The sequence below is a fragment of the Bradyrhizobium pachyrhizi genome (assembly GCF_001189245.1).
GTDB classification, from domain to species: Bacteria; Pseudomonadota; Alphaproteobacteria; order Rhizobiales; family Xanthobacteraceae; genus Bradyrhizobium; species Bradyrhizobium pachyrhizi.
In genome coordinates this window covers 1-20,643 of the sequence record NZ_LFIQ01000008.1, presented here as the reverse complement: position 1 = coordinate 20,643, position 20,643 = coordinate 1, and the positions used below count along the sequence as shown (strand labels likewise).

Here is a 20,643-nt window from a genome sequence, read left to right as displayed (position 1 = left end):
ATGCGGGGAGCGCCGAACGACTTCTCGAGCACCACGTTGCGGCCCTTCGGACCGAGGGTGACCTGCACGGCATTGGCGAGGATATCGACACCGCGCAACATGCGGTCTCGCGCTTCTACGCCGAACTTGACTTCCTTGGCTGACATAATCGAATTTCCTCAGTTTAGTTCCTCATCCTTCGGCGCGCCCGGCAAAGGCGCTCGTCAGGGGCGAGTGGTGGGAGCCCTGGACTAGGCGGCTTTCTTCTTGGAAAACACATCGGTGAGAACGCCCATGATGTCGCTCTCCTTCATGATCAACAGCTCCTGACCATCGACCTTGACCTCGGTGCCCGACCACTTGCCGAACAGCACGCGATCGCCGACCTCGACGTCGATCGGAATCAGCTTGCCGGTCTCGTCACGGCCGCCCGGGCCAACGGCGATGACTTCGCCCTGCGAGGGCTTTTCCTTGGCACTGTCCGGAATGATGATGCCGCCAGCTGTCTTCTCTTCAGCGTCGATGCGCTTGACCACGACGCGGTCGTGAAGCGGACGGAAATTCATGCAGGCCTCCTAGCATTTGAACGAGTTGACGATGGGCACATTGTGAACAGCTCCATTATTGCAAGAGCCAGGCCAAAGATAAGTGGAGCGATCCGCGCTTGTAGTTCTGCTGAATCCGGCGCTTGGCCTGCGCGCGCGTTCGTCCGCAAGCAAACGCCATCATGTACACAGCTCGCCAAGCTGTTGCGAACCTGACATTTCGTCTTGTCAGAACATCCGAGTTTACCGTCACGCGCATTGGCTAAAAGGCGGATCACAGGAACGGAGGCAGACCTACGGATGGGATGGCAACCGAGTGCCGACGGTCTCTTCGTCTGCAGCCTCAGGGCGCTTCGTTGTCGCCGCTGCGATCAAAGCCGCTCGTACAAATTCGGCTGAGGGAGCAATTATAAAGAAGGGCCTAATCAGGATCGTTATCCTTAGGTCCGCCTGAATGTCACCGCCAATCTGGCAACCGCCTCAAAATTCACTCACTAACGAGATGGCCCATCCAGAGCTGTAGTACTACTTAGCCCCAGCTGAGCACCATCGATAGCCGCACTGAGGTGTTCCGCTATCCGGGACTGTGTGGTTAATTATTCTTGCGCTGGAGAGATCAATCTGCTCGAGATTCCTTCAACGTGAGCAGTGGACAGGGGCATCCGAGCCAGCCCACCCTTTTCGACCGCGCAAACAATGTATCGGAAGCAACGATTCAGCTTCACCATCCGCTTTCAACGTACGTTTTCCGCTTAGCAAAAGCGTTGCCCTTTGAGACCGCTCCCGCGACAGACCTGATGTTGTAGGCAACCGCTGCAGCTCGTATTTGCTGCGGGCTTGTTTGGTGTCGGCGTCATTCCAATAGCGCTGATGGATCAACGGGACTGAACCGCATATGGATTATATACGTTGATATACGTTGTGCCGAAGCGTCTGGCGTGTGATTGCGGATTTGAGGACGAATTCAACCGATCTCCGCGCCAATGGAAAACAACCCGTGTCGTCTGTAGAAGTACATCAGCACATCATCTCGCTTCTTCAGAAGCCGAATCCGGTCATCTTGGATATCGGCTGCAATGACGGAACCGATACGCAACATTTTCTTAACCTGTGCCCACAAGCTCAGCTTTACTGCTTCGAACCGGACCCTCGGGCAATCGCGCGCTTTAAGAAGAAGTTGGGCCCATCTGTCGATAAGGTGAAGCTGCTTGAAATCGCGATCAGCGATCGAAACGGGGTGATCGACTTCCATCCAAGCAATGCTGACGGAGATGCAAAAGAGTGGGACCTCTCCGGCTCGATACGCCGCCCGAAAAACCATCTTACCGAGTATGATTGGGTTCGGTTCGATCGGCCTTTCTCGGTTGAAACCCGACGGCTGGACGATTGGTGCAGTGACGCCAAGCTGAACACGATCGATTTCATCTGGATGGATGTCCAAGGCGCGGAGGCCGACGTCATCGCGGGCGGCATGCAGACCTTGAGCAACACGCGCTTCGTCTACACGGAATATAGCGACAGGGAACTATACGAAGGACAACTGTCGCTGCAAGCCATTCTTGATCTATTGCCGTCATTCGAAGTGGCGGCCCATTATCCCCGCGCAGTGGAAGGTGATGTATTGCTCAAGAATACGCGCTTCTAGCGCATCCAACATATCCGGCCCTCATTCACCCATGAAAGACTTGCCCCGGGGTTTCCTGCAGCGTGACGGCCGATCCCCCAGCGAACGGATACAGCGGTCCGGACAGGCGTCCTTTCACGTCTCCAATCGCCATGCGGGCCTTAGCTGGTACACATACGTAGAATCCCTCGATAATTTTTGCGATTGTCTGACAATCATTTACTCGGCGAGCTGGCACGGCCAACGGCTCCGAGGCCGGCAGCTCGAGCTTTCTCAGATGCCTGAACCAGCCCTGATAGCCGCCGCTCAAAGCGTTTAATCGTCTGAACTGCTGCTGTATGTTCTGGCCCTCTAGGAAGCCGGTCCACCGCTTCGAACAAATGCCAAAGCAACTGCATCAGTTCTCGTAGATCCTTAAGATGTGCCACTTCGATTGCGCGCTTAGCGTTGCTGCTGTTGTGTCGATGAGAAAGCATGCTGAAGCATTCGTGTTCAGCCCAGGTCAATCGCCAGTGAGGCGGGGCATAGCTGGCTTCGGCGTCCCTTTCCGGCTGCAGCTTTGTATTCTGCGATACGTCGCTGGTACAAAGCATCGTCGATGAGCCTCTGCGCAATCACGTGCGAATATAGCTGCATCAGTTCATGATCCAGAAGAATCATTCGGCCTGCCGTGCGGAGGCAAAATCTAACCATTGAACGAAGACCTGCAACGACTGTGCCATCGCTAGTTCGATGCGAATGCTAGCTCGCAATTGATCGCAATGTTTGAGTTGTTGTAAACTCGACATGCTGGTCGGCACTGTTTCTGTTACTGTCTCGAACTAGAATTGGGCCGGCTTGCCACCCGCGAGAAAGCTGCTCGAACCAAAAGATGGAGCGGACATGGCATGCCTCCCCGCAGGGGGCGCTCTCGGCATATCCGGTTCGATCGGGTCTTGTTAGCGCCGAAGCAAAAGTGACCCACCGCGCCGAAGTAAAAATGACCCACCTGGGAAATAATGACGGTTTTGCGCGAGCCGTTGATGTTGAGCCAGGAGCAAGCAGTGGAGATACGAGTTTTGGCCCGTCGAGGGTCAGGGGTGCGAGAGATAGCGCGGCAATTGGGCTGTTCGCGGAACACGGTGAGACGGTACCTTAGGGATCAAAAGGCGGGGCGATACGGCCCGCGAGGGCCACCGTCGACCAAGCTGGAGGGATACAAGGATTATCTGCTTGAGCGAGTTGATCAGGCGCGACCGCGCTGGATCCCAGCGACGGTGTTGCTGCGCGAGATCCGCGAGCTCGGATACACAGGCAAGATAAGCCAACTGAAGGCGTGGCTGATGCCGCTCAAGAAGGGCGAGCCGGAAGCGGTGGTGCGCTTTGAGACGCTGCCAGGCAAGCAGATGCAGGCGGACTTCACGTGGGTGCGGCGTGGTCGAGATCCTCTGGTGGCACTGGTGGCAACGCTGGGCTACAGCCGCGCCACGTTCGTCAAGTTTGGTCAGAGGGAGGACGTGACGGCCCTCTGCGAGGGGCTGCGCGAAGCGCTGGACTACTTCGGCGGGGTGCCGGAGCACGTGCTGTTCGACAACGCCAAAACCATCGTCATCGAGCGCGATGCCTACGGAGCTGGGTTGCATCGCTGGAACGATCGGCTGCTCGAGCTGGCGAAGGAATGTGGCTTCACGTCCCGACTGTGCCGTCCATACCGTGCCAAGACGAAGGGCAAGGTCGAGCGGTTCAATGGCTATCTCAAGGGCAGCTTCCTGGTGCCGCTGGCGGCCCGCCTGCACGCCACCGGTCTGAAGCTGACGGCCGAGGTGGCCAACGCTCATGTGCGACGCTGGCTCGACGAGGTCGCCAACGCGCGCGTGCATGCCACGACCAAGGCGGTCCCGTTACGCCGCCTGGCCGAGGAGCGTGCGGTGATGCTGCCGGCGCCGGTGCTGAAGGCGGCTGCGAGGACGCCGCTGCAGCAACCGATCCCGGTGGAGAGCTTGCAGCATCCACTGGCGGTATATGACGCGCTTTTGGAGGCGCTGGCATGATCCTGCAGCAAGAACGGATCGCCAGCCTGTGCGAACAGCTGAAGATGGCTTGCCTGGCAACGGAATGGCCTGGCCTGGCTCAACAGGCCGCCCGGGAGGAGGTCAGCTTCGCCGACTTCCTGGAGAGGCTGCTGGGCCGCGAGCTGGCGGCGCGCGAACAGCGCAAGCGCGCGACGTTGCTGAAGCTGGCGACGATGTCGGCGGTCAAGACGCTGGAGCAGTTCGACTGGAACGCCGGCAGCGGTGCGCCCAAGGCGCAGAATCCTCGAACTGTCACATCTGGCGTTCGTGGAGCGTGCCGAGAACGTCGTGCTGCTGGGGCCGAGCGGCGTGGGAAAAACCCATATGCCCTCGCATTGGCCTACCGGGCGGTCATGGCCGGCCACAAGGTCCGCTTCATCACCGCGGCCGATCTGATGCTGCAGTTGGCCGCTGCGCGAGCCCAGGGCCGCCTGAAGGAATACTTCAATCGCGCGGTGATGGCGCCGAAGCTGATCGTTATCGACGAGATCGGGTACCTGCCGTTCGGGCGTGAGGAAGCCAATCTGTTCTTCAACGTGGTCGCCAAACGTTACGAACGCGGCTCGATCGTGCTTACCAGCAATCTGCCGTTCACGCAGTGGGCCGGCGCCTTCGCCGACGACCAGACGTTGACTGCCGCCATGCTCGATCGCCTGCTGCATCATGCCCACATCGTCCAGGTCAGCGGCGAAAGCTATCGTCTGCGCGACAAACGCAAGGCCGGTCAGGCAGCCAGGAGGATTGTCGAAGAAAAATAGAACGTTGCGCTGGCCGGCCGCTACGGGCTCCGCCCTCCGCGACCAGCCAGCGCAATCCAGCGCCGAGGTGGGTCAGATTTACTTCGGCGACTTCCGCAAAGGTGGGTCAGATTTATGTCGGCGTTGACAGGGTCTCCTAGAGTTTGGCTCGCTTCTGATCACCCAAAGCACGGATGATCGTGATCATAATGCGAGCGTTCTTTGGTCAAAAAACGCTAAAGCTAACTCTCGACCACCCTTGTCAGTCAATTGAGAGCTGCGGCAGTGAACGAGCGCCGCTGATCAGATGGGCCTGGGCGACGACTTCAGCAAGATAATCGTCCATCGCGCTTCGCGCGGTAGCTGTACCAGGGTGGCGGAAGTTCACACAAATTCCGTCCTGCCAGCGACTGACCCATAGGTATGTCTCGCTAGCATCGGAGCTACGGCTAATCAGAAATCTCGTCCGCCAGTGCGGCCAGCAGTCCGACCCGGGCACCGTCCGATTGTCCATATAGGATACCATGAAGCGGTCGCGCAGTGTGGTGCCGAGCAGCTCCATGGCCTTTGAAAATGGCACCTGAGCTGTTTTCTTGGCGCGTTTGAGTTCGAGCCGGGCGGCGTGCAGGATTTCCGGCAACGTATCGGCTACCCGGAAGCTCACCGGACTCATCCCGACATACCAGCCAACCGAACGCATCGATCGCAGATCGTACCTGGTGTGAAAGGGCGCAACGGCGTGGAATTGCCGTTGGTCCGCCAGTTTCTTTCCTGCGAGCGCCAGACAGGCGAAAATTCCCGTCACCGCATTTCCGCCCTGGGACCTGCAGCCGTGATCGAATTCGGATGCCCCAGCCGCATCGAGCAGCCACATTTGTCCGCTGCGCTGCAAGGATCCTTTCGGCGCATCGAACGGTAGCGGAAAGTCCGGCAATTGACCGCCGTTCGCCGCGATCAGCTCGCGCCAGTGGCCGATAGCGGGATGGTCATCGGTCAGGTCGGTCAGTCGCTCTCGTTCGGCCTCCGCGTGATCCAGATAGCTGTGCACCGCTGCCAGTTGGGGTTCCACTCGATGGATCGCGGCTGTGTACAGCTCGCGGAGCTCATATGGTACCAGGGCCATCGAGTAGGCATCGCTGACAGAGTGGTCGGAGGCGAGCAGGAGGCTCGTGGATGTCGGCCGGCTGATCGTCACGAAGACATACGCCGGCCATCGCAGCGGGTTGGTTTCCACGTCAAACAGCTTTTCCAGGAGCTGAGCAATTTCGCCGCCATCGGTGCAGGCACCCGCCACGGTTTTCTCAAGCGTTACCGCGCCTGGATGAATCGTGGCGCGATGAATTGCCGATCCATCCTTGGCCAAGCGGCTGCGTAATACCTCGTGCCGGTCGACCCAGCCGAGGATCGCTTTGGTCAGCGCAGCGGCGTTGAACTCGCCTGGCAACTCGAATGCTGCGCCGAGCCAGCCCCGTCGTCCATCGTCTGCAGAGCGAAGATGTTCCTCTTGAACGTAGGACGGGCGGCGCGGGTCGGCCCGCCAGCTGATGGGTTCGGGGACGTTGACTCGCCACACCATGAGCCGGCCCGGCCGCCGATCAAGATCGACAAATTCTTTGATGTCCATGATCGGGTCCGTCGCGGTCACAGACGCAAGCTGCGCGCCTGGTGCAGCGGCGACCGCCAAATCCACACTATCGAGGCCGTGCCAAGCACGCTGCTCGCGAGCAACGTGGTACGCAGGCTCGTTGCAGCAGCGGCCGCGCCGCCGACCAGCGCACCCAATGAGGCCAGTCCCCACACCACGCTGCGGATGCTCGCATTGACGCGGCCTTGCAAGTGCCGCGGGACCAACGCATATCGAATCGGAACCTGCTGCACGTTGTAGATCCCTTGGCCGATCCACAGCATGAACTGGGAGAGCGTCACGCATGCCACTGCGGCCCACCAGGGTTGGGTCAGCAGGGCCGTCAAGCACATTCCGCCCGCGCTCACCGCCAAACCGATCATCAAGGTTGGGCCGAGGCCGATTGCCCGACCCGCCCGCGGTGAACTAGCCGCGCCGACCACACCGCCAAGCGCGCCGATGCCGAGCACCATGCCGACGACCGGGCTGTCAAATCCGAGATCCTTGGTCAGATGCAGCAGAAACGCCGCAGAATACGCGTTGTGCCAAAAGATGAATGTGCCGCTGGCCAACGTGACTGCCCTCAGAATCGGATTGCCGAACACGCTCGCCAGCCCCTCGGCCACTTGGCCGAGCACCGCGCTCGACTCGGCCCCTGAGCACCCAGCGTTACGCATGGGCACCAGAGACAGCAACGCGCCGGCGAGCAGAAACGAAACCGAATCCGCCAGTATAGCGGTCGGGGCTGAGAATTCGTTGATGAGCCAACCGGCCAGGAACGGACCTACCGCCATCGCGCCCGCTTGGCTGAGCTCCAATGAACTCTGCGCCCGAACCAGCTGTGATCGGTCTAGGACGGTGGGTATGCACGCCAGATAAGCCACGTCAGCGATCACTGCGGCGACCCCAACCAGCATGCTTGTCGTGTACAACTGAACCAGTCCAAGGTGTCCAAGGCTGGCGGACAAGGGAATTGTGGCCAGCGTTGTCGCCATCACCAGATTGGCGGTCAAAAGGATCCGCCGATGCGGGAGGCGGTCCACGATGACCCCGGCGAACAGACTGACCACGAGGTACGGCGCCCGACCGCAGGCCAGCAGCAGCCCCGTTTGCGCTGGACCCGCATCCAGCAACGTGATTGCGGTTAGCGGCAGCGCTAGCAAGGTTACATTGGAGCCCAGCAGCGAAATGGTCTGGCCGACGAGAAGCGCAAGATAGCTTCGCGGTAGTCCACCAGGCGCGGCGGAACAGCGCGGGCGGCTCACGCGTTGCCAGGCAGGCTGGGAACCGACAGATACCCCAGTCGGCTCAGTTCACTTTCGGCGATCTGCTCGAATTCCTCGACCTGGGCTCGCGTCAGATCTCGGACGTATCGACCGATGCTGCCTCGGTGCAGCGGCTTCCCCGCAGCCTCGGCCGCCGGATGGCCGTGCGGTTGTTCGAACAATACGTGCTCGTATTCAGCGTGACGCAGCACGGCCTCGTCCCAAGGCAAGCCGAGGTGGTCCAGGATTCGGGCCAGAGTGGGACGGGGACTGCTTACAAGATCCTCGTAACGCACCTCGAGATAACGGCCAGGCGGCGCTATTCGATGCGGCCGGGATACCACTTCAAGCCAACCGCGCGCCGCGGCGGCAACAGTTCGGTACCCCCAATCGGGAACGGTGTTCAAATGGGAGGCCGCAACGTCGCGGCCGTCTCGCACGATATGCACGAAATGTGCGCGCGGCCACAGCCGGGCGAAGTCGTCGGTCCGGGTGATCTTGCGCTGCAGTTTCAAGCCCCAGCGCTGGGCCCCGCTACGTGCTCGGCGCAACTCGCCGATCTCGTTGATAAGGCGGCATCGGGCGGCGAACGAAACAATGTCCTCGCCCATCTCGACCATCACCTTGCTGACCAACCCACGTATATCATCAAAGTCGAGGCCGAACCGGCGGCACTGGACCACAAAATGCGCCCCGTCATACCAGAACGGATCGACCGTGGTTTTGGTCATGCCCGCGACCCGGGAATCGCCGGCCGCCAGCAGGTCGATCGCGCGCAGGATGTGCGGACCGAGATCGGGCGGTTCGAGGAAGTCGATCTCTGGCCCGGCTACCAGATCCAGATGCGAATCCAGCACGATGCTTAGCAATGTTGTGCCCGAGCGGTTCTCGCCGCCGAGCAGCACCGGAGATGTGGAAAATGGATTAGGCAGCGGCATGGCCCTGTTCTCTGTTGGAAAATGCGTGCTCATCCGCAGACGGGTGCAGTGAACCAGCGCCGAACGGCCCCCGGAGTGGCCACGAAATGATCCCTGGCGAACCGTACAGCGGCTGCGACTGGATCCGGGTCGCCACCGGTGCTCTCCATGCGGGACAGCGCCGCCGGCAGGGCCTCTCCAGCAGCTTCGATGGCCGCCTGCACATCGGCGTCGGATATCGCCGCCGATGGCATGAAGCGGCCGCCGTACTGCATGAGAAAACCCCGCGCCCACATCTCCTGGAAGAAGACGTGGCCAAGTTCGGCGTTGGCAAATACGACGTCGAACATAGTCGGCCAGGCGAATGCCCATGCAGCGACCTGCTGTCTGGCGAAGACCTCGTTGAGCCCGTTGATCAGTTGCACGCCAACCTCACGCATCCGAGCCAGCAAGGTCCCGTCGCGCAGCGCGTGCAGGGTGCTAAGTGCGGCCGCGAACGGCGTAACCTCTCGCTGGTAGGTGTTGCCCATGTATGTCTTCTCGGCGGCCGCGAGCACGTCAGCGCGACCCGCGACTGCGGACAAAGCCATTCCATTGGCCAGTCCCTTGCTTAGCGTGATCAGATCGGGCGTGAGGCCGACCGCCATGTGGTAGCCGCCAATGCCGTAGCGGAATCCGGTCATCACCTCGTCAAGGATGAGCAAGGCGCCGTGCCGATGCACCAACCTCTGTAGTTCCCGATGGTATTCGGGCGGGAAGAAGTTGACCTCGGGGGTGATGATCACCGCGGCGACACGCTGGACACTTGCCAGCTCGTCGAGCAAGTCCAGGTTGTAGCGGAAATCCACGCTGTCCCGGTCCCGATTGGGTAGCCCCATCTCCGGTCTATCCTGCAACTGCCAGTCGTGCCAACCATGATATCCGCTGGTAAGCACGTGGTTCAGCCCTGTGAATGCGCGGGCAAGGCGGACGGCGGCGGTGGTCGCACACGATCCGGTGCGGAAGAACATCGAGCGCTCCGCAACGGGGAAGATCTCCGCCAACCGTTCGGCCAGCTCGACCCGGTGCACGGACAGCGGTCCGGGCAATATGCCGCCGGTACGGCGCATCTCGGTGGCTGCATGTGCCACGACCGGCTCGTATCCGGCTCCGAGCGGCGCGGCACCACTACAGGAAGTGAAGTCGATGTATTGCCTTCCATTGATGTCCCATGCATGCGCACCCGAAGCGCGCGCCATTACGACCGGGAAACGCCTGTTGAGATCCCATTTCTCCGATGCGGTGACGCGCAACGCGCGGCGTAGTGCTGATCTGTGCGCGTCGGTCGTGGCCGCAGTGGCAGTCGGGGTGACGATGGACAAGAGCCGTCTCCGTTCGAGAATCATCCTTAGGTGAGCTGCGTGACTATTCCTCGAGCGATCCGCAGCGCGTTCGCCTGAATGGTGAAAGTCGGATTGACGCCTCCCGAATAGGGAAAGAAACCGCCATCCGCGACATAGAGATTGTCGATGTCATGCACCCGGCCCCAGCGGTCGACCACGGATTGGGTCGGGTCGACGCCGGCACGGCAGCCGCCATGCAGGTGTCCGCTGCCGAACTGATAATTAGAATCCTGATAATCGACTTGTTTCACACCGGCCTCCGCCAGCAAGTTCGACGCGCGTCGGCACAAATAGCCTAATCGGCGCTTGTCCAGGGGATGGGTCCAGTAATCAAGAATGATCTTCGGCAAACCCAGCCGATCCAGATTGTTGGCCAGTCGGACCGCATTGTTGCGCATGGGTTGGTCGGCCGCCAGGAAATGCAGTCGCAGTGTCATCTTTCCATCGTGGTCGGTGCGCTCAATCCGACTTGCTTCGTAGATCATTCCGCCGAGCCCTGAAGGAGCCTCCTCGTCCAGGTAGTGATCGGAGATCGCAACGGTGGAGAACGGGCCACCGGCCGGGCGCGGGGGCAGCGGATCTACTGCGGTGCTACCGGAGACATAGCCGCTGATTTTAAACGAGATGCCACTGCCGACCATGCCGGAGGCGTTGCCAATGCCGTTGGGCGCCGCCCGCTGAGCCGATCTTAGCAGCAGGGCGGCAGACTGCACCGCGTTGCCGGCGAGGACCACGCAGCGGGCGCGGACCCGAGCGCGTTGTCGGTTGAGAGTGTCCAGCCATTCCACCGAACCGGCGCGGCTGACGTTGGCCAGATCGATGCGCACCGCCTTGCTGCCGAGTGCAACCGTCAGCGCGCCGGCTGGCAGGGAGACATCTGTGAACGGCGAGCGCGCGTCGGCCCTCGCGCCGGTAGGACACAGATGTTCGTTGCAAGCTCCCTCGCAATGACAGGCTGGCCGGCCGCGATAGGGTAGGGAGTTGATTGCCAATGGGGTGGGAAAAGGCAGCTGGCCAAGGCGTCCGCCAGCATCGGCGATCAACCGCCCCTTCGCGCTGTAGTCATGCGGGGGCAGAACGGGAGGATCGCTCGGCGGTTCGAATGGATCCGCCCCGGCTAGGCGGGCCACTCCCATGCGCCGTTCTAGCTCCTCGTAAAACGGGCGTAGTTCTGCGTAGTTGACCGGCCAGGTAGGATCAAGCGCGTCTCCGGCCACATGCGCTCGTGCGTCAAAGTCGATGGTGCGATAGCGGAAAGCTATTCCGGCATACAAAGTCATTCCGCCGCCGAGCGCGCACACCGTCCAGGGACGTCCAAACGACGTCAACGTACCTGCTGCAGACCGCACTAGGGCGGTATCCATACCAACTTGGACGCTCGCCAGCGAGGCGTCGTAAGGAAGCGCCCGACCTTCCTCGAGAAGGAGCACTCGCAAACCGTGTTGGGCGATCTCGTAGGCAACAGTCGAGCCGCTGGCACCACTCCCGATTACGCATACATCAACGATATCGGCCGTCATTATCCCACCTCCGGCAACCGATATCGACTATGCACAGTCAAGGTCCTATTCATCAGTGACCGGCTGCCTGAGATAATCGCCATAGCCAACGATGAAAGCGCGGCGGTTATGCGATTGCCGCAGACTACCCGGTGTGACTTCACTCGGTTGCCAACGATCATCTGCCAAGTATCACTACGAACTACCGCGTGATTGTACAATGTGACGCTGCGTACGATTCAAGGCCATCCAAGCCACAACCGCATGAATATGACAGCTATTCTAGTAGCACCGAGACCATCGAGTAGAACTTTGGGGGCGGGCGGCTGTCCAATCCACCAAACCTGTGAACCTCGTGTGGGTGAGCAAACGTGTTTGCACGATGAACGGGCGCTCGCGAGCTCCTTGGGTTAGTGTCGCAAAGGCCATGCGGGTCGCCTTTTTGAGTCCGCCAGGACTGCTTGTCTTCGGGAATCCTTCGCAATCATCAGATGCCGGTTAGCTGGAACACCAAAGCCGCACATCATATCGGCAAAAAAAGCCCGGCCTCATTTCGAGGGCCGGGCGGAAGTCAGTCTCGGCGAACGAGGCTGCTAAGCGTCGCGCCAGCTGCCGTCGACAGAGGGAGGGCTGCCGACGGCCATTTGCGGCAAAGCATTCACCGCAAATTCTAATCAAGAAAAGATCGATGTCGGAAAAGTCTCGCGTTGTTTCTTTTACTACCAAGGCGCGCGATATTCACCGATTGCACGGACAGCCCGGGATCATCCGTCGTCGGCGCCACTCATCTAATGGGCGTGATTTTGATTATCCTCCTGAAGGAACGTCGACCGCATAGGTGTCGTTGTCTCGCCTCTGGCGGAGCGGCCAGACTGGCTTGCCCGGGGCCCCTCGCGTCCTGCTTTGAGATGCTACAACGTGACGCTAGGTACGATTCAAGGTCGTTGAGCTGCGGCGCGCGCCATGAAAATCCAGCTCCCGATCGCTCACAGGCAGCTAATTGATCCGCAAGAGCAAGGGTGCATGTCGTTTCTGCTCATGTGCACGGGCTGTACCACGTGGCGCTTGAGGAGATCTAGCCAGCGCGATTATTCTATTCTCCGCAGCGACCACTGCGGCGACCAAGCTTTGTGACCCTATGACCGGTGCCAGGCACGTCGCGCACTGTAACCAGTCTCAAATATTTCTGATTCTGTACGAAACGATCAGATCTGTAGCCGCAATGGCACGCTGAGCCGAGGTAGCGAGATCGTTCGCTCGCTGCGTACAGTGTTTACTGGCGTAAAAATACGGGCCTGCCAGTACAATCTGGGCAAGGAATGTGCTTGAGCCGTCGTTCGTGATTACCTGCTCGAATTGAGGTCCAACATGAGTCATGCGGCTGGGAACCGCTATGAAGTATCGACCGGCACAGAAGAAGAACGCGAGTTGGCGCGGTGCAGGCAGGAAATAGCACGTCTCAAACATCTGGTTGTGCAGCTTTCTCAGCTCGTCTTGCGGCATGTCGCGGAAAATACCGAGGACCGAAAGCCACAATGCAGGTGATTGACTTGGCGGGTGAGATAAATGACAGGAGACGGCAGTTAGACATTCCGTTGTGATCGCAGCGCGGCGTCTCCCCCGGGGGGGGGGCGGCCCCGCCCTTGCTTTTCATGGGGCGGGGCCGCGTAATTGCCAGTCGAGCTTCTTCGTGGAACGATGGGAGCAAGTAAACGTCGCACGGCCGATAGTCGAAACTCTCCATAAGCCGAAATCGGTGACGGCAGCCCGGCGAAAGGACAGCCCATTTGTGCCCGCCGCTAACGATCTGCGTTGCGCCAAACTATCAGCTCAGTTGAGTCCAGCCGTGAGGCGTTGAACATGCGGTCGGTTGAGCATCGATCGGAATAGGATCTAACTGCGCATGTGCGCGGTGCTCGCTTTAGACCGACGGCAGTCTGCGAACACCAAGCTGCTCGATCACGAGCTTTGATATCTCTGCGGGATCGCCAACCCCGCTTGCGCCAACCTCGATGACCTTCTTGGCGACGATTTCGGCGATAGGGTCATCTCGATCAACCAAGCAGAGCGAGCGCAGGGTCCCTGCATAGGCTGAGTTCAGACATTCAATTTGTTCCGGTCGTAGCTTGCTGCCTTGGAGCAATCGATCGATCGACATTGATCCCCGTCCTGCCTCCCTGGGGACGCTACCTTTGATATCTCGCACTAAGATTTGATAAGTCAGAACGCGGTCGGATTAGTCTCGCTATAGCCGCCTTTGTCGTCCCATCTATAAACGACGTAGTCAAGCTGCTTGATGTCACCCTTGGCGTCGTATTCCAGCGTGCCGATCACAGTGTCCCAGGAGCCCGCTTTGACCGTGTCCATCACCTTCCTCGGGTCGATGGTGCCGACTTTGGTTGCGGCTTGCGTCCAGACCTGCACCGCGGCGTAGGTATAGAGCGTGTAGCCTTCGGGGTCGATATTCTTGGCTCTGAATTTATCGACGATTGCCGCCGCCGTTGGCTTCTTGCGTGGGTCGGGCCCGAAGGTGAAGAGCGTACCTGCTCCAGCTGCGCCGGTGATCGACGCGTATTCCTTGTCAGCCAACGCATCACCCGACATCAGTACGGTCTTCAGGCCCTGATCGCGCATTTGGCGCAAGATCAGGCCCGCCTCTTGGTGATAGCCGCCGACATAGACGAGATCGATATTGTCACGCTTCAGTCGCGAGACAATCGCATTGAAATCCTTGTCGCCCTTGTTATAGGACTCGTACATCTTCTCGATGATGCTGGCCTTGTTGAGTGCCTTCTTCGTCTCGTCGGCGAGTCCTTTTCCATAAGTCGTCTTGTCATTCAAAATCGCGATGTTCTTGCCGTTGAAGTGCTTCGTGATGTACTGGGCGGCAACCTGACCTTGCTGGTCGTCACGGCCGCAGACGCGCGCTACGTTCCATAGCTTGCGTTCGGTGAATAGCGGGTTGGTCGAAGCCGGCGTGATCTGCAACACACCGCCATCCGCATAGGCTTCCGAGGCCGGGATCGATGACGAAGAGCAAAAGTGCCCAGCAACGAATGGGATCTTGGCGGCAGCGACCTTTTCCGCTACCGACCGCGCTTGCTTGGGGTCGCAGGCATCGTCCTCGATGTTGAGGGCGAGCTTCTTGCCGAGTACGCCGCCGGAAGCGTTGATCTGCTCCACCGCCATCTCGGCGCCGTTCTTCATTTGCCGCCCGAAGGCGGACTCGCCCCCGGTTATCGGTCCCACGACGGCGATGGTGATTTCCTCAGCCAACGCCGCGGTGGACAGCGCAATTGATGCTCCAAGTGCAAAGCCGATCAGCTTGAGTGATTTCATGGGGTGGTCCTCACAGGGTGAACGCGGAGGCGACTAAGCTCGAGCAGAGCAAAGCTACCCCGGCGGCGGTCAGTGCCAGGAAACAGTCGGAGATAAAGTCATGGTCGCGCATCAAACCCTTCGATTGCACTGCCACGAAGGAGCAGGAGCCTGACCTTGACTTGATGAGACAACGGTTCAGGAGCTATCGGCAGACAGCTCATCGCTCAGGAACAGTACATGGCGATGTCGTTCCGGCAGGGCAACGAGTCGGCTCGCATGCGAATAAGCAACGATAACGTACAACGCGTTTGTCCCGTCTCATCTTCGCAGTGCGCCTAATCCCATGCCGCCAGCTAGCTCGAAGCACCGGGTTATCTTAACTGGACACTAGCTGAATCGGGCGCTTAAGAAAGAAATAGATCAGTCCGCTACGTACGGAGCTCGTTGCGTCTGAAGCGCTGCCACTTGAGACGAACGGTCGGTTGAGCCGACCGGAAAGACGATCGTTCAGGTCGTGCGCGACCGACGGCGTGATCGCCTCGATAACGCCAAGGCAACCAGGGCGGTTTCAAATGAAGGCAAAGACGAGCAGGCTCGAGCAGAGTAGCGCGAAACTGGTCACCGTCAGCGCGAGGAGGCTACCGGAGACAAGGTCATGATTGCCCATGAGTCACCCTCGATTGCACCTAAGAAGAGACGCAGAGCGGCAGTTCGTCACTTTGAGCTTCGTAAGCAAATTATACGATTCTGACGCGTTATTCCTGCGTCGTCCCAGCTGACGCTGCATTCTTGCAGCGATATTCGGCCGTGCTTTGTTGAAGTTCGACGCAAAAAGAGCGGGGGGAGCCTCGGAAGGTCCAAAGATAAACAGCTTTGATGCGGCAATCGTCGAATGGTGGATCGACGCCTGGGGCGAAGCTGAGGCCCATCACCAAGAAAGTGCGTATCCGCCGACGGCCCGCGCGAGCACGACATATTGCTAGACCAGCTCCATGACGCAGACAAAGTACTGGAGATAACGGCTGTCCGACCACGAAGCTACTGAAGATGCAGTAAGGGTGAGTTTCGAGAAAGAGTTTACAAAAGCCCGAACGTTTCGTCGCTCTCGACGGAAATCGTCGCCCGATGGCGCTTGCTCAGCCCGATGCTCTCACCGATTTTCTCGAGGGCAATGCAAAGAGCGTCCATGCGAGACACCCCTTCATGTGATGCGGCGCCGATTGCTGCCTTCAGACCCGACCTGCCAGCGAGCTGGGTCACTTGATGGGGCGGAGAGCCTGGCTACGTAGTGCCTTTGCCGAGGTTGCGAGCTCCCCTCGCATTTCGCCGGCTGCGTACTCGGTCGTGTCGTCGTTCGAGCGTACCGAGCCGAACGGTCTTTCCAGCATGCGACGGACCCGTACCGGCGCAGGGCCGATGTGGAAGTGAATTGCCCGCTGTTCTAGTGTACGTTCCGACCGGGTCGAGCGGTTCCGCGAACGCAAGTAGTCGAGCCAGGTCGGGCAATGATAGCGCTCGGTCCACAATTCCGGATCGGCAATATCCCGTGCGATCGACCAGCCGTAGGCGCCGTTGCGCTGGCGAGACAATTGCACTTCTTGCATCACATTATGAAATGCTCTGGCATTCTCCTGTGCAACCCGGTATTCGATCTCGACGACAAGCGGGCCGCTGCGTCCGGTTAAGGCGAGCCGTACCTCGGGATCGGCAAGCGGTTCGGGTTCCTCACCCCGTGCGCCGATGCGGGGCATGGGGAGCCAACGGCCGATGAGTGGCGAGGCGAGCATCAGGGCGGCCGACACCAGTAGCGCAGTTTCGACCCCGGCCGCGTCGGTCAGGCGGCCCCAACCCCAGCTGCCGACGGCAATCCCGCCTGAGCTCGCCGCCTGATAGGCTGCGAGCGAGCGTCCGGCCACCCAGCGTGGCGCCGACAGCTGCACCCCGATGTTGAATATCGCCCAAACCATCATCCACACGGCTCCCGCCAGGACGAGCGCCGCCGCGGTCAATACCGGTTCGCGGCTGAGCGCAACCGCAGCCATTGCCGCGCCCATGGACAGCGCACAAGCGCGGATCGCGGCCTCGCCGCTCAACCGCTTGCGCAATTCGGTGATATTCAGTGCGCCGACCACCGCACCCAGGCCAAAAGCGCCAAGCATGATGCCGTAGGTCTGGGCGTCGCCATGCAAGAGATCGCGCGCCACCAGCGGCATCAGAGCGGTGATTGCACCACCAACGATGCCGGTAACCAGGCTGCGGGACAGAACAATCTTGATTGACGGCGAATTGCTAATATAGCGTATGCCAGACACCATCGCGCGGCTCAATCTTTCAGGCGGCAGGCGTGAGGGCGCGCTGATGCGTTTCCAAAGCAACAACGCGACGATCAGCGGCAGATAGAGCAACGTGTTGAGCGCGAATGCGGCCACTGCACCTGCGGTTGCCACCACGACTCCGCCGATGGCCGGACCTACGCTCCGCGCAATATTGTAGCTGATGCCGTTCAGCGCGATGGCCGCAGGCAGCTGTGCTTCCAGCGGAACTTGTTCGCTAACCGACGATTGCCAGGCCGGTCCCATCAGCGCCATGCCACTGCCGACAACGAGGCATAGCATGAGCAAGAGGTTCGGTGTGGCCAAGCCAAGCCAGGCGATCACGGTCAACCCGGTCGCCCCGGCGAGCGCCAATCCAAGGGAGACCAGGGCCACGATGCGACGGTCATACATATCCGCGATCGCCCCGGCTGGCATCGAAATCAGCATCACTGGCAGTAAGAGGGCGGTCTGTACCAACGCGACCTTGTCAGCTGATGACGTCATCTGCGTCATAGCCCAGGCTGCACCAACGCCTTGAATCAAGATCCCGACATTAGACAGGAGGCTCGCAAGCCAGATGCGCCTGAAGGTCGCGTGCCGCAGCGGCGCCGTGATGCCGTCGGCACTACGCGTCTGGGCTTTGGGTGATTCGGTCATATCAACTCATGATCATCTACCATGATTTGATCTTGGTAGGGATCACAAGGATGTTCCTGGCGCGATATCGCGTTCAGATCCTGGCATGGCGGTGAAATGAGATGCTTCGATCGCGCTTGATCGACAGTGATCTACTGCTTTCGCCTCCTTACGCCTCATAGCAAAGGCAGCGCCGCAGAAAGCAAAAACAGTCATCATCACCGGCGTGATATCTGCAATCGCCTATCGCAGTAAGATCGCTTCTGATTGTGGCGCAGTAGATGCTAACGATCGGATGGCTTAAAACCTGCCTCATACGCTCCAGCGCGCTGCTTGCATGGTTTTGTTGATAGATTGTGCTCACTGGCAGCAGCAAACTTTGTACGAAGCGGACAAATGGGCGCGATCTCCAAGCGCGAAACGGTTTTGCGTCGCGATAGGCTGAACGACCGAAACTCCATCTCGAACTTCTCAATGCCTCATAGCTGAGCAGTGATTGACGAAGATTATTGTGCCAAGTGGTTTCGTGTCAGAATGGATCATTGGAGAACGTCGGCGAGAGTATCTGGTTCTGGATCGAGCCTTTGAGCCCGTATGCGGGGCAAGGTTTCCAACCGCAGCGCCGCTGCGGCCATTGGGACGGGAGTGGTTACGCGCTGCAAGGCAGACTCGTGGATTGTTCCCGCAGCCAGCTCAAGCGCTTTCGGTTCGATGATGTCTGCTCGAACGCGCGGGTGTCTCCTCTTCAGCCTGTTTGTGTGGAGTGTAAGGATGGGCCGCCGATTGCGCTAAAACTGTCGCCCAACGCGACATGACCCGACGCCTCGACGAAAGCGTTCGTCGATCTATCCAAGGGCAGGGAATGGGCACAAAAAAGCCCCTCCGCGGCGGGGCCGACGTCTGGGAGACAGCGTTGCCCTGCGATGCATAAGAGGGTGCGTTATCGGCGCAGGCATTGTGTACCGATTGGGCCATCGTGCACGTGCATGTAGCAGGGTACTCGGGCTGCAACATATGGTTCGTGCCGCATCCCGCGATCCAACGTTTGTCGTCTTCTGCAGAGCTTCTCTTATTTGCCGACCATCGCTTGATCTGATCGACGATTGTTCTGGGGCCCGGACCGGCGCGCCGCACGACCGGTCCCAATTTCATCAGGGCGCCGACGAGCACGTAGGCCATTTCACCGCCGGATCGCTGGACGGATCTTGTCACCGCTCTCATAAGATTCGCGAACGATGATCGCGCCGGCCATGGCGGTCGCCTGTCTGCGCCGCACATAATCTCCGGTCGCTGCGCGCGACCGGAGGTTTGCGGACGAGAGGGCTTACGCGTTATTGACGCTTGCCGCTTGTCGGCGCACCGCTGGTTGCGGCGCCGCCAACCGTCCCCTTGTGGGTAGTACCGGTGGTGCCAGCTGCACCCTTGGTATCCTTGGCCGACTTCGTCGACTTCGTGCCCATTTTATCGCCCGCAGCGCGGGGTTCAGGGGACGCATCCTCATCTTCGCTTATGCCGCCCTGTACGCTCTGTGCGCCGTTGTGACCCTTGGTGTCGGCTGAGAGGCCTTGGGCGAGCACAGGGCTCGCAAGCAAGGTCGCAAGGGCGCATGCGATCACAGAGGTCTTCACTAACTTCATCCATGTCTCCTGGATTGATCTTTTCGCGACGGAACGATTCGGTGATTCCCCGCGCCATTCGCCTCCACCAGACCGGTCATATCGCGTCAACAATGCGAACGGCGCGGTTGTCATAACAGTCTGTTTCGTGTGGTCATCGTTTAGTTATTTTCGGGCCATTTCGCGGAATTACCCGTCTCACTTGGGGCGACATAGAACACGTGGACCGCCGCAACGATCTGCTTGCGGTGATCTTAAGAACATTCTGCCGACGCTCATCCCACATCCCAACATCCTGCGTACCAAGTTCAAGCGGTGTGGTGTCTAGGACTTTCCTTGCTCGTAGGCGCACCCCTACTGCGCGCAGGCTGTTGCAAAGCAAGAGACGCGCGCCTCCAAGAGCTGGCTGTGTGGCTATCTGAATTTGTCTGTCTTACGCGACGTCGTAAAACGCGCGGAAGACGTGAACTCTTGTGAGTCTATGACACAGCTTGGCTTATCGCTTCAGGGCGAGGGGAGCAGGCTCCACGCTCGTCTCCGTGGGGGGCCGCTTACCGCACGGGGCACAAAAAACGCACGCCAGGAGAGAGGCCATGGCAGACCACGTGCCCGCCGTCGTCGATGCCTGGACTGCTCCAAAAGTGTAGCTCACAAGCGGGCGATCAACACGCAGCCGATGCCCTAACCTCTTTTGCAGCGTCCCAAGGAGCTGCTCTTGGTCAAAAATGCGATTCTGGCGCGACGTTATTTGCAGGACCTTCCGGCAATAGCGCAGTTCCTTGAGCGGTCACCCTGAAAGGAGGTATAGCTCTGCGTGAGCCGAACAGGCATGTCGAGCACGTCTACTTCATTGAGTCGGGTCTCGATTCGCTATGAGCCTCGACATAAATCACGCCCCGTGTCATTGGAAGGGACCCCTTGGCTGCCAACCCTCCAGCTCTGCCTCGCAAGTCGCCTGTGAACAAGGCTCTAAGCGATTGAGTTGGAGTCTGTTTTTCCAATTCAGAGCCGTTTGAGATTGCAGGGATTGGAAGGTTGAGACCTGCAAACCCTGCAAATTCGTTCGTGGCTTTCCCTTTGCCGTGAGCCGTGATTCTGTGGCGCATCGGAGAGGACGATGCGACCGAAGAAG

The 20,643-nt window shown here is 59.6% G+C and carries 13 protein-coding genes; 3 read left to right on the top strand and 10 right to left on the bottom strand.

What is annotated here, in order from left to right; all coding sequences use genetic code 11:
• Window positions 1-230: 230 nt before the first annotated feature.
• Window positions 231-545: a co-chaperone GroES gene (gene groES / locus AKL29_RS00165; RefSeq protein ID WP_050382178.1), complete on the bottom strand. Its 315-nt coding sequence runs from the start codon at window positions 543-545 to the stop codon at window positions 231-233.
• A 976-nt stretch (window positions 546-1,521) separates the two neighbouring features.
• Here groES and AKL29_RS00160 point away from each other — a divergent pair.
• The 3 genes from AKL29_RS00160 (at window position 1,522) to istB (ending at window position 4,957) form a co-directional block, all read left to right on the top strand.
• A complete protein-coding gene (locus tag AKL29_RS00160) occupies window positions 1,522-2,169 on the top strand; it encodes an FkbM family methyltransferase (protein ID WP_050382177.1) in 648 nt (215 codons plus the stop codon).
• 1,001 nt (window positions 2,170-3,170) lie between these two features.
• Window positions 3,171-4,178 (top strand): IS21 family transposase, encoded by a 1,008-nt coding sequence (gene istA / locus AKL29_RS00155; protein WP_050382180.1) that lies wholly within the window; start codon window positions 3,171-3,173, stop codon window positions 4,176-4,178.
• Entirely contained in the window at window positions 4,175-4,957 is a 783-nt protein-coding gene (gene istB, locus AKL29_RS00150) for an IS21-like element helper ATPase IstB (protein WP_244481637.1), read from the top strand. The genes istA and istB overlap by 4 nt, the downstream gene beginning before the upstream one ends.
• Window positions 4,958-5,198: 241 nt before the next feature.
• Here the strand turns inward: istB and AKL29_RS00145 are convergent, their stop codons facing one another.
• The 9 genes from AKL29_RS00145 to AKL29_RS00100 all read right to left on the bottom strand — a co-directional run bounded on the left by AKL29_RS00145 (window position 5,199) and on the right by AKL29_RS00100 (window position 19,532).
• A complete protein-coding gene (locus AKL29_RS00145; RefSeq protein WP_244481636.1) occupies window positions 5,199-6,560 on the bottom strand; it encodes a condensation domain-containing protein in 1,362 nt (453 codons plus the stop codon).
• A gap of 17 nt (window positions 6,561-6,577) precedes the next feature.
• The gene (locus tag AKL29_RS00140; protein WP_082190417.1) at window positions 6,578-7,825 is read right to left on the bottom strand and encodes an MFS transporter; all 1,248 of its coding nucleotides are present in this window, start codon (window positions 7,823-7,825) and stop codon (window positions 6,578-6,580) included.
• Window positions 7,822-8,763, bottom strand: a complete 942-nt coding sequence (locus tag AKL29_RS00135; RefSeq protein ID WP_152977363.1) for a sulfotransferase family protein — start codon at window positions 8,761-8,763, stop codon at window positions 7,822-7,824. Before AKL29_RS00135 ends, AKL29_RS00140 begins: the two co-directional genes overlap by 4 nt.
• A 29-nt stretch (window positions 8,764-8,792) precedes the next feature.
• The gene (locus tag AKL29_RS00130; protein ID WP_160321688.1) at window positions 8,793-10,103 is read right to left on the bottom strand and encodes an aminotransferase class III-fold pyridoxal phosphate-dependent enzyme; all 1,311 of its coding nucleotides are present in this window, start codon (window positions 10,101-10,103) and stop codon (window positions 8,793-8,795) included.
• A 26-nt stretch (window positions 10,104-10,129) separates the two neighbouring features.
• Window positions 10,130-11,644 (bottom strand): FAD-dependent oxidoreductase, encoded by a 1,515-nt coding sequence (locus tag AKL29_RS39825; RefSeq protein ID WP_063779866.1) that lies wholly within the window; start codon window positions 11,642-11,644, stop codon window positions 10,130-10,132.
• Between the two features lie 1,900 nt (window positions 11,645-13,544).
• Window positions 13,545-13,781: a hypothetical protein gene (locus AKL29_RS00115; RefSeq protein WP_050382163.1), complete on the bottom strand. Its 237-nt coding sequence runs from the start codon at window positions 13,779-13,781 to the stop codon at window positions 13,545-13,547.
• A 62-nt stretch (window positions 13,782-13,843) separates the two neighbouring features.
• Entirely contained in the window at window positions 13,844-14,962 is a 1,119-nt protein-coding gene (locus AKL29_RS00110; RefSeq protein WP_050382160.1) for a branched-chain amino acid ABC transporter substrate-binding protein, read from the bottom strand.
• Between the two features lie 1,238 nt (window positions 14,963-16,200).
• Window positions 16,201-17,916 (bottom strand): MFS transporter, encoded by a 1,716-nt coding sequence (locus tag AKL29_RS00105; protein WP_050382158.1) that lies wholly within the window; start codon window positions 17,914-17,916, stop codon window positions 16,201-16,203.
• Between the two features lie 1,310 nt (window positions 17,917-19,226).
• On the bottom strand, window positions 19,227-19,532 hold the full coding sequence (locus tag AKL29_RS00100; protein ID WP_050382157.1) for a hypothetical protein: 306 nt from the start codon (window positions 19,530-19,532) through the stop codon (window positions 19,227-19,229).
• Window positions 19,533-20,643 lie beyond the last annotated feature (1,111 nt).

Excerpts from the sequence above, each read along its gene's own strand:
- groES (WP_050382178.1), bottom strand. The coding sequence starts at position 545 with ATGAATTTCCGTCCGCTTCACGACCGCGTCGTGGTCAAGCGCATCGAC.
- istA (WP_050382180.1), top strand. The coding sequence starts at position 3,171 with ATGTTGAGCCAGGAGCAAGCAGTGGAGATACGAGTTTTGGCCCGTCGA.
- istB (WP_244481637.1), top strand. The coding sequence starts at position 4,175 with ATGATCCTGCAGCAAGAACGGATCGCCAGCCTGTGCGAACAGCTGAAG.
- AKL29_RS00145 (WP_244481636.1), bottom strand. The coding sequence starts at position 6,560 with ATGGACATCAAAGAATTTGTCGATCTTGATCGGCGGCCGGGCCGGCTC.
- AKL29_RS00135 (WP_152977363.1), bottom strand. The coding sequence starts at position 8,763 with ATGCCGCTGCCTAATCCATTTTCCACATCTCCGGTGCTGCTCGGCGGC.
- AKL29_RS39825 (WP_063779866.1), bottom strand. The coding sequence starts at position 11,644 with ATGACGGCCGATATCGTTGATGTATGCGTAATCGGGAGTGGTGCCAGC.
- AKL29_RS00115 (WP_050382163.1), bottom strand. The coding sequence starts at position 13,781 with ATGTCGATCGATCGATTGCTCCAAGGCAGCAAGCTACGACCGGAACAA.
- AKL29_RS00110 (WP_050382160.1), bottom strand. The coding sequence starts at position 14,962 with ATGAAATCACTCAAGCTGATCGGCTTTGCACTTGGAGCATCAATTGCG.
- AKL29_RS00105 (WP_050382158.1), bottom strand. The coding sequence starts at position 17,916 with ATGACCGAATCACCCAAAGCCCAGACGCGTAGTGCCGACGGCATCACG.
- AKL29_RS00100 (WP_050382157.1), bottom strand. The coding sequence starts at position 19,532 with ATGAAGTTAGTGAAGACCTCTGTGATCGCATGCGCCCTTGCGACCTTG.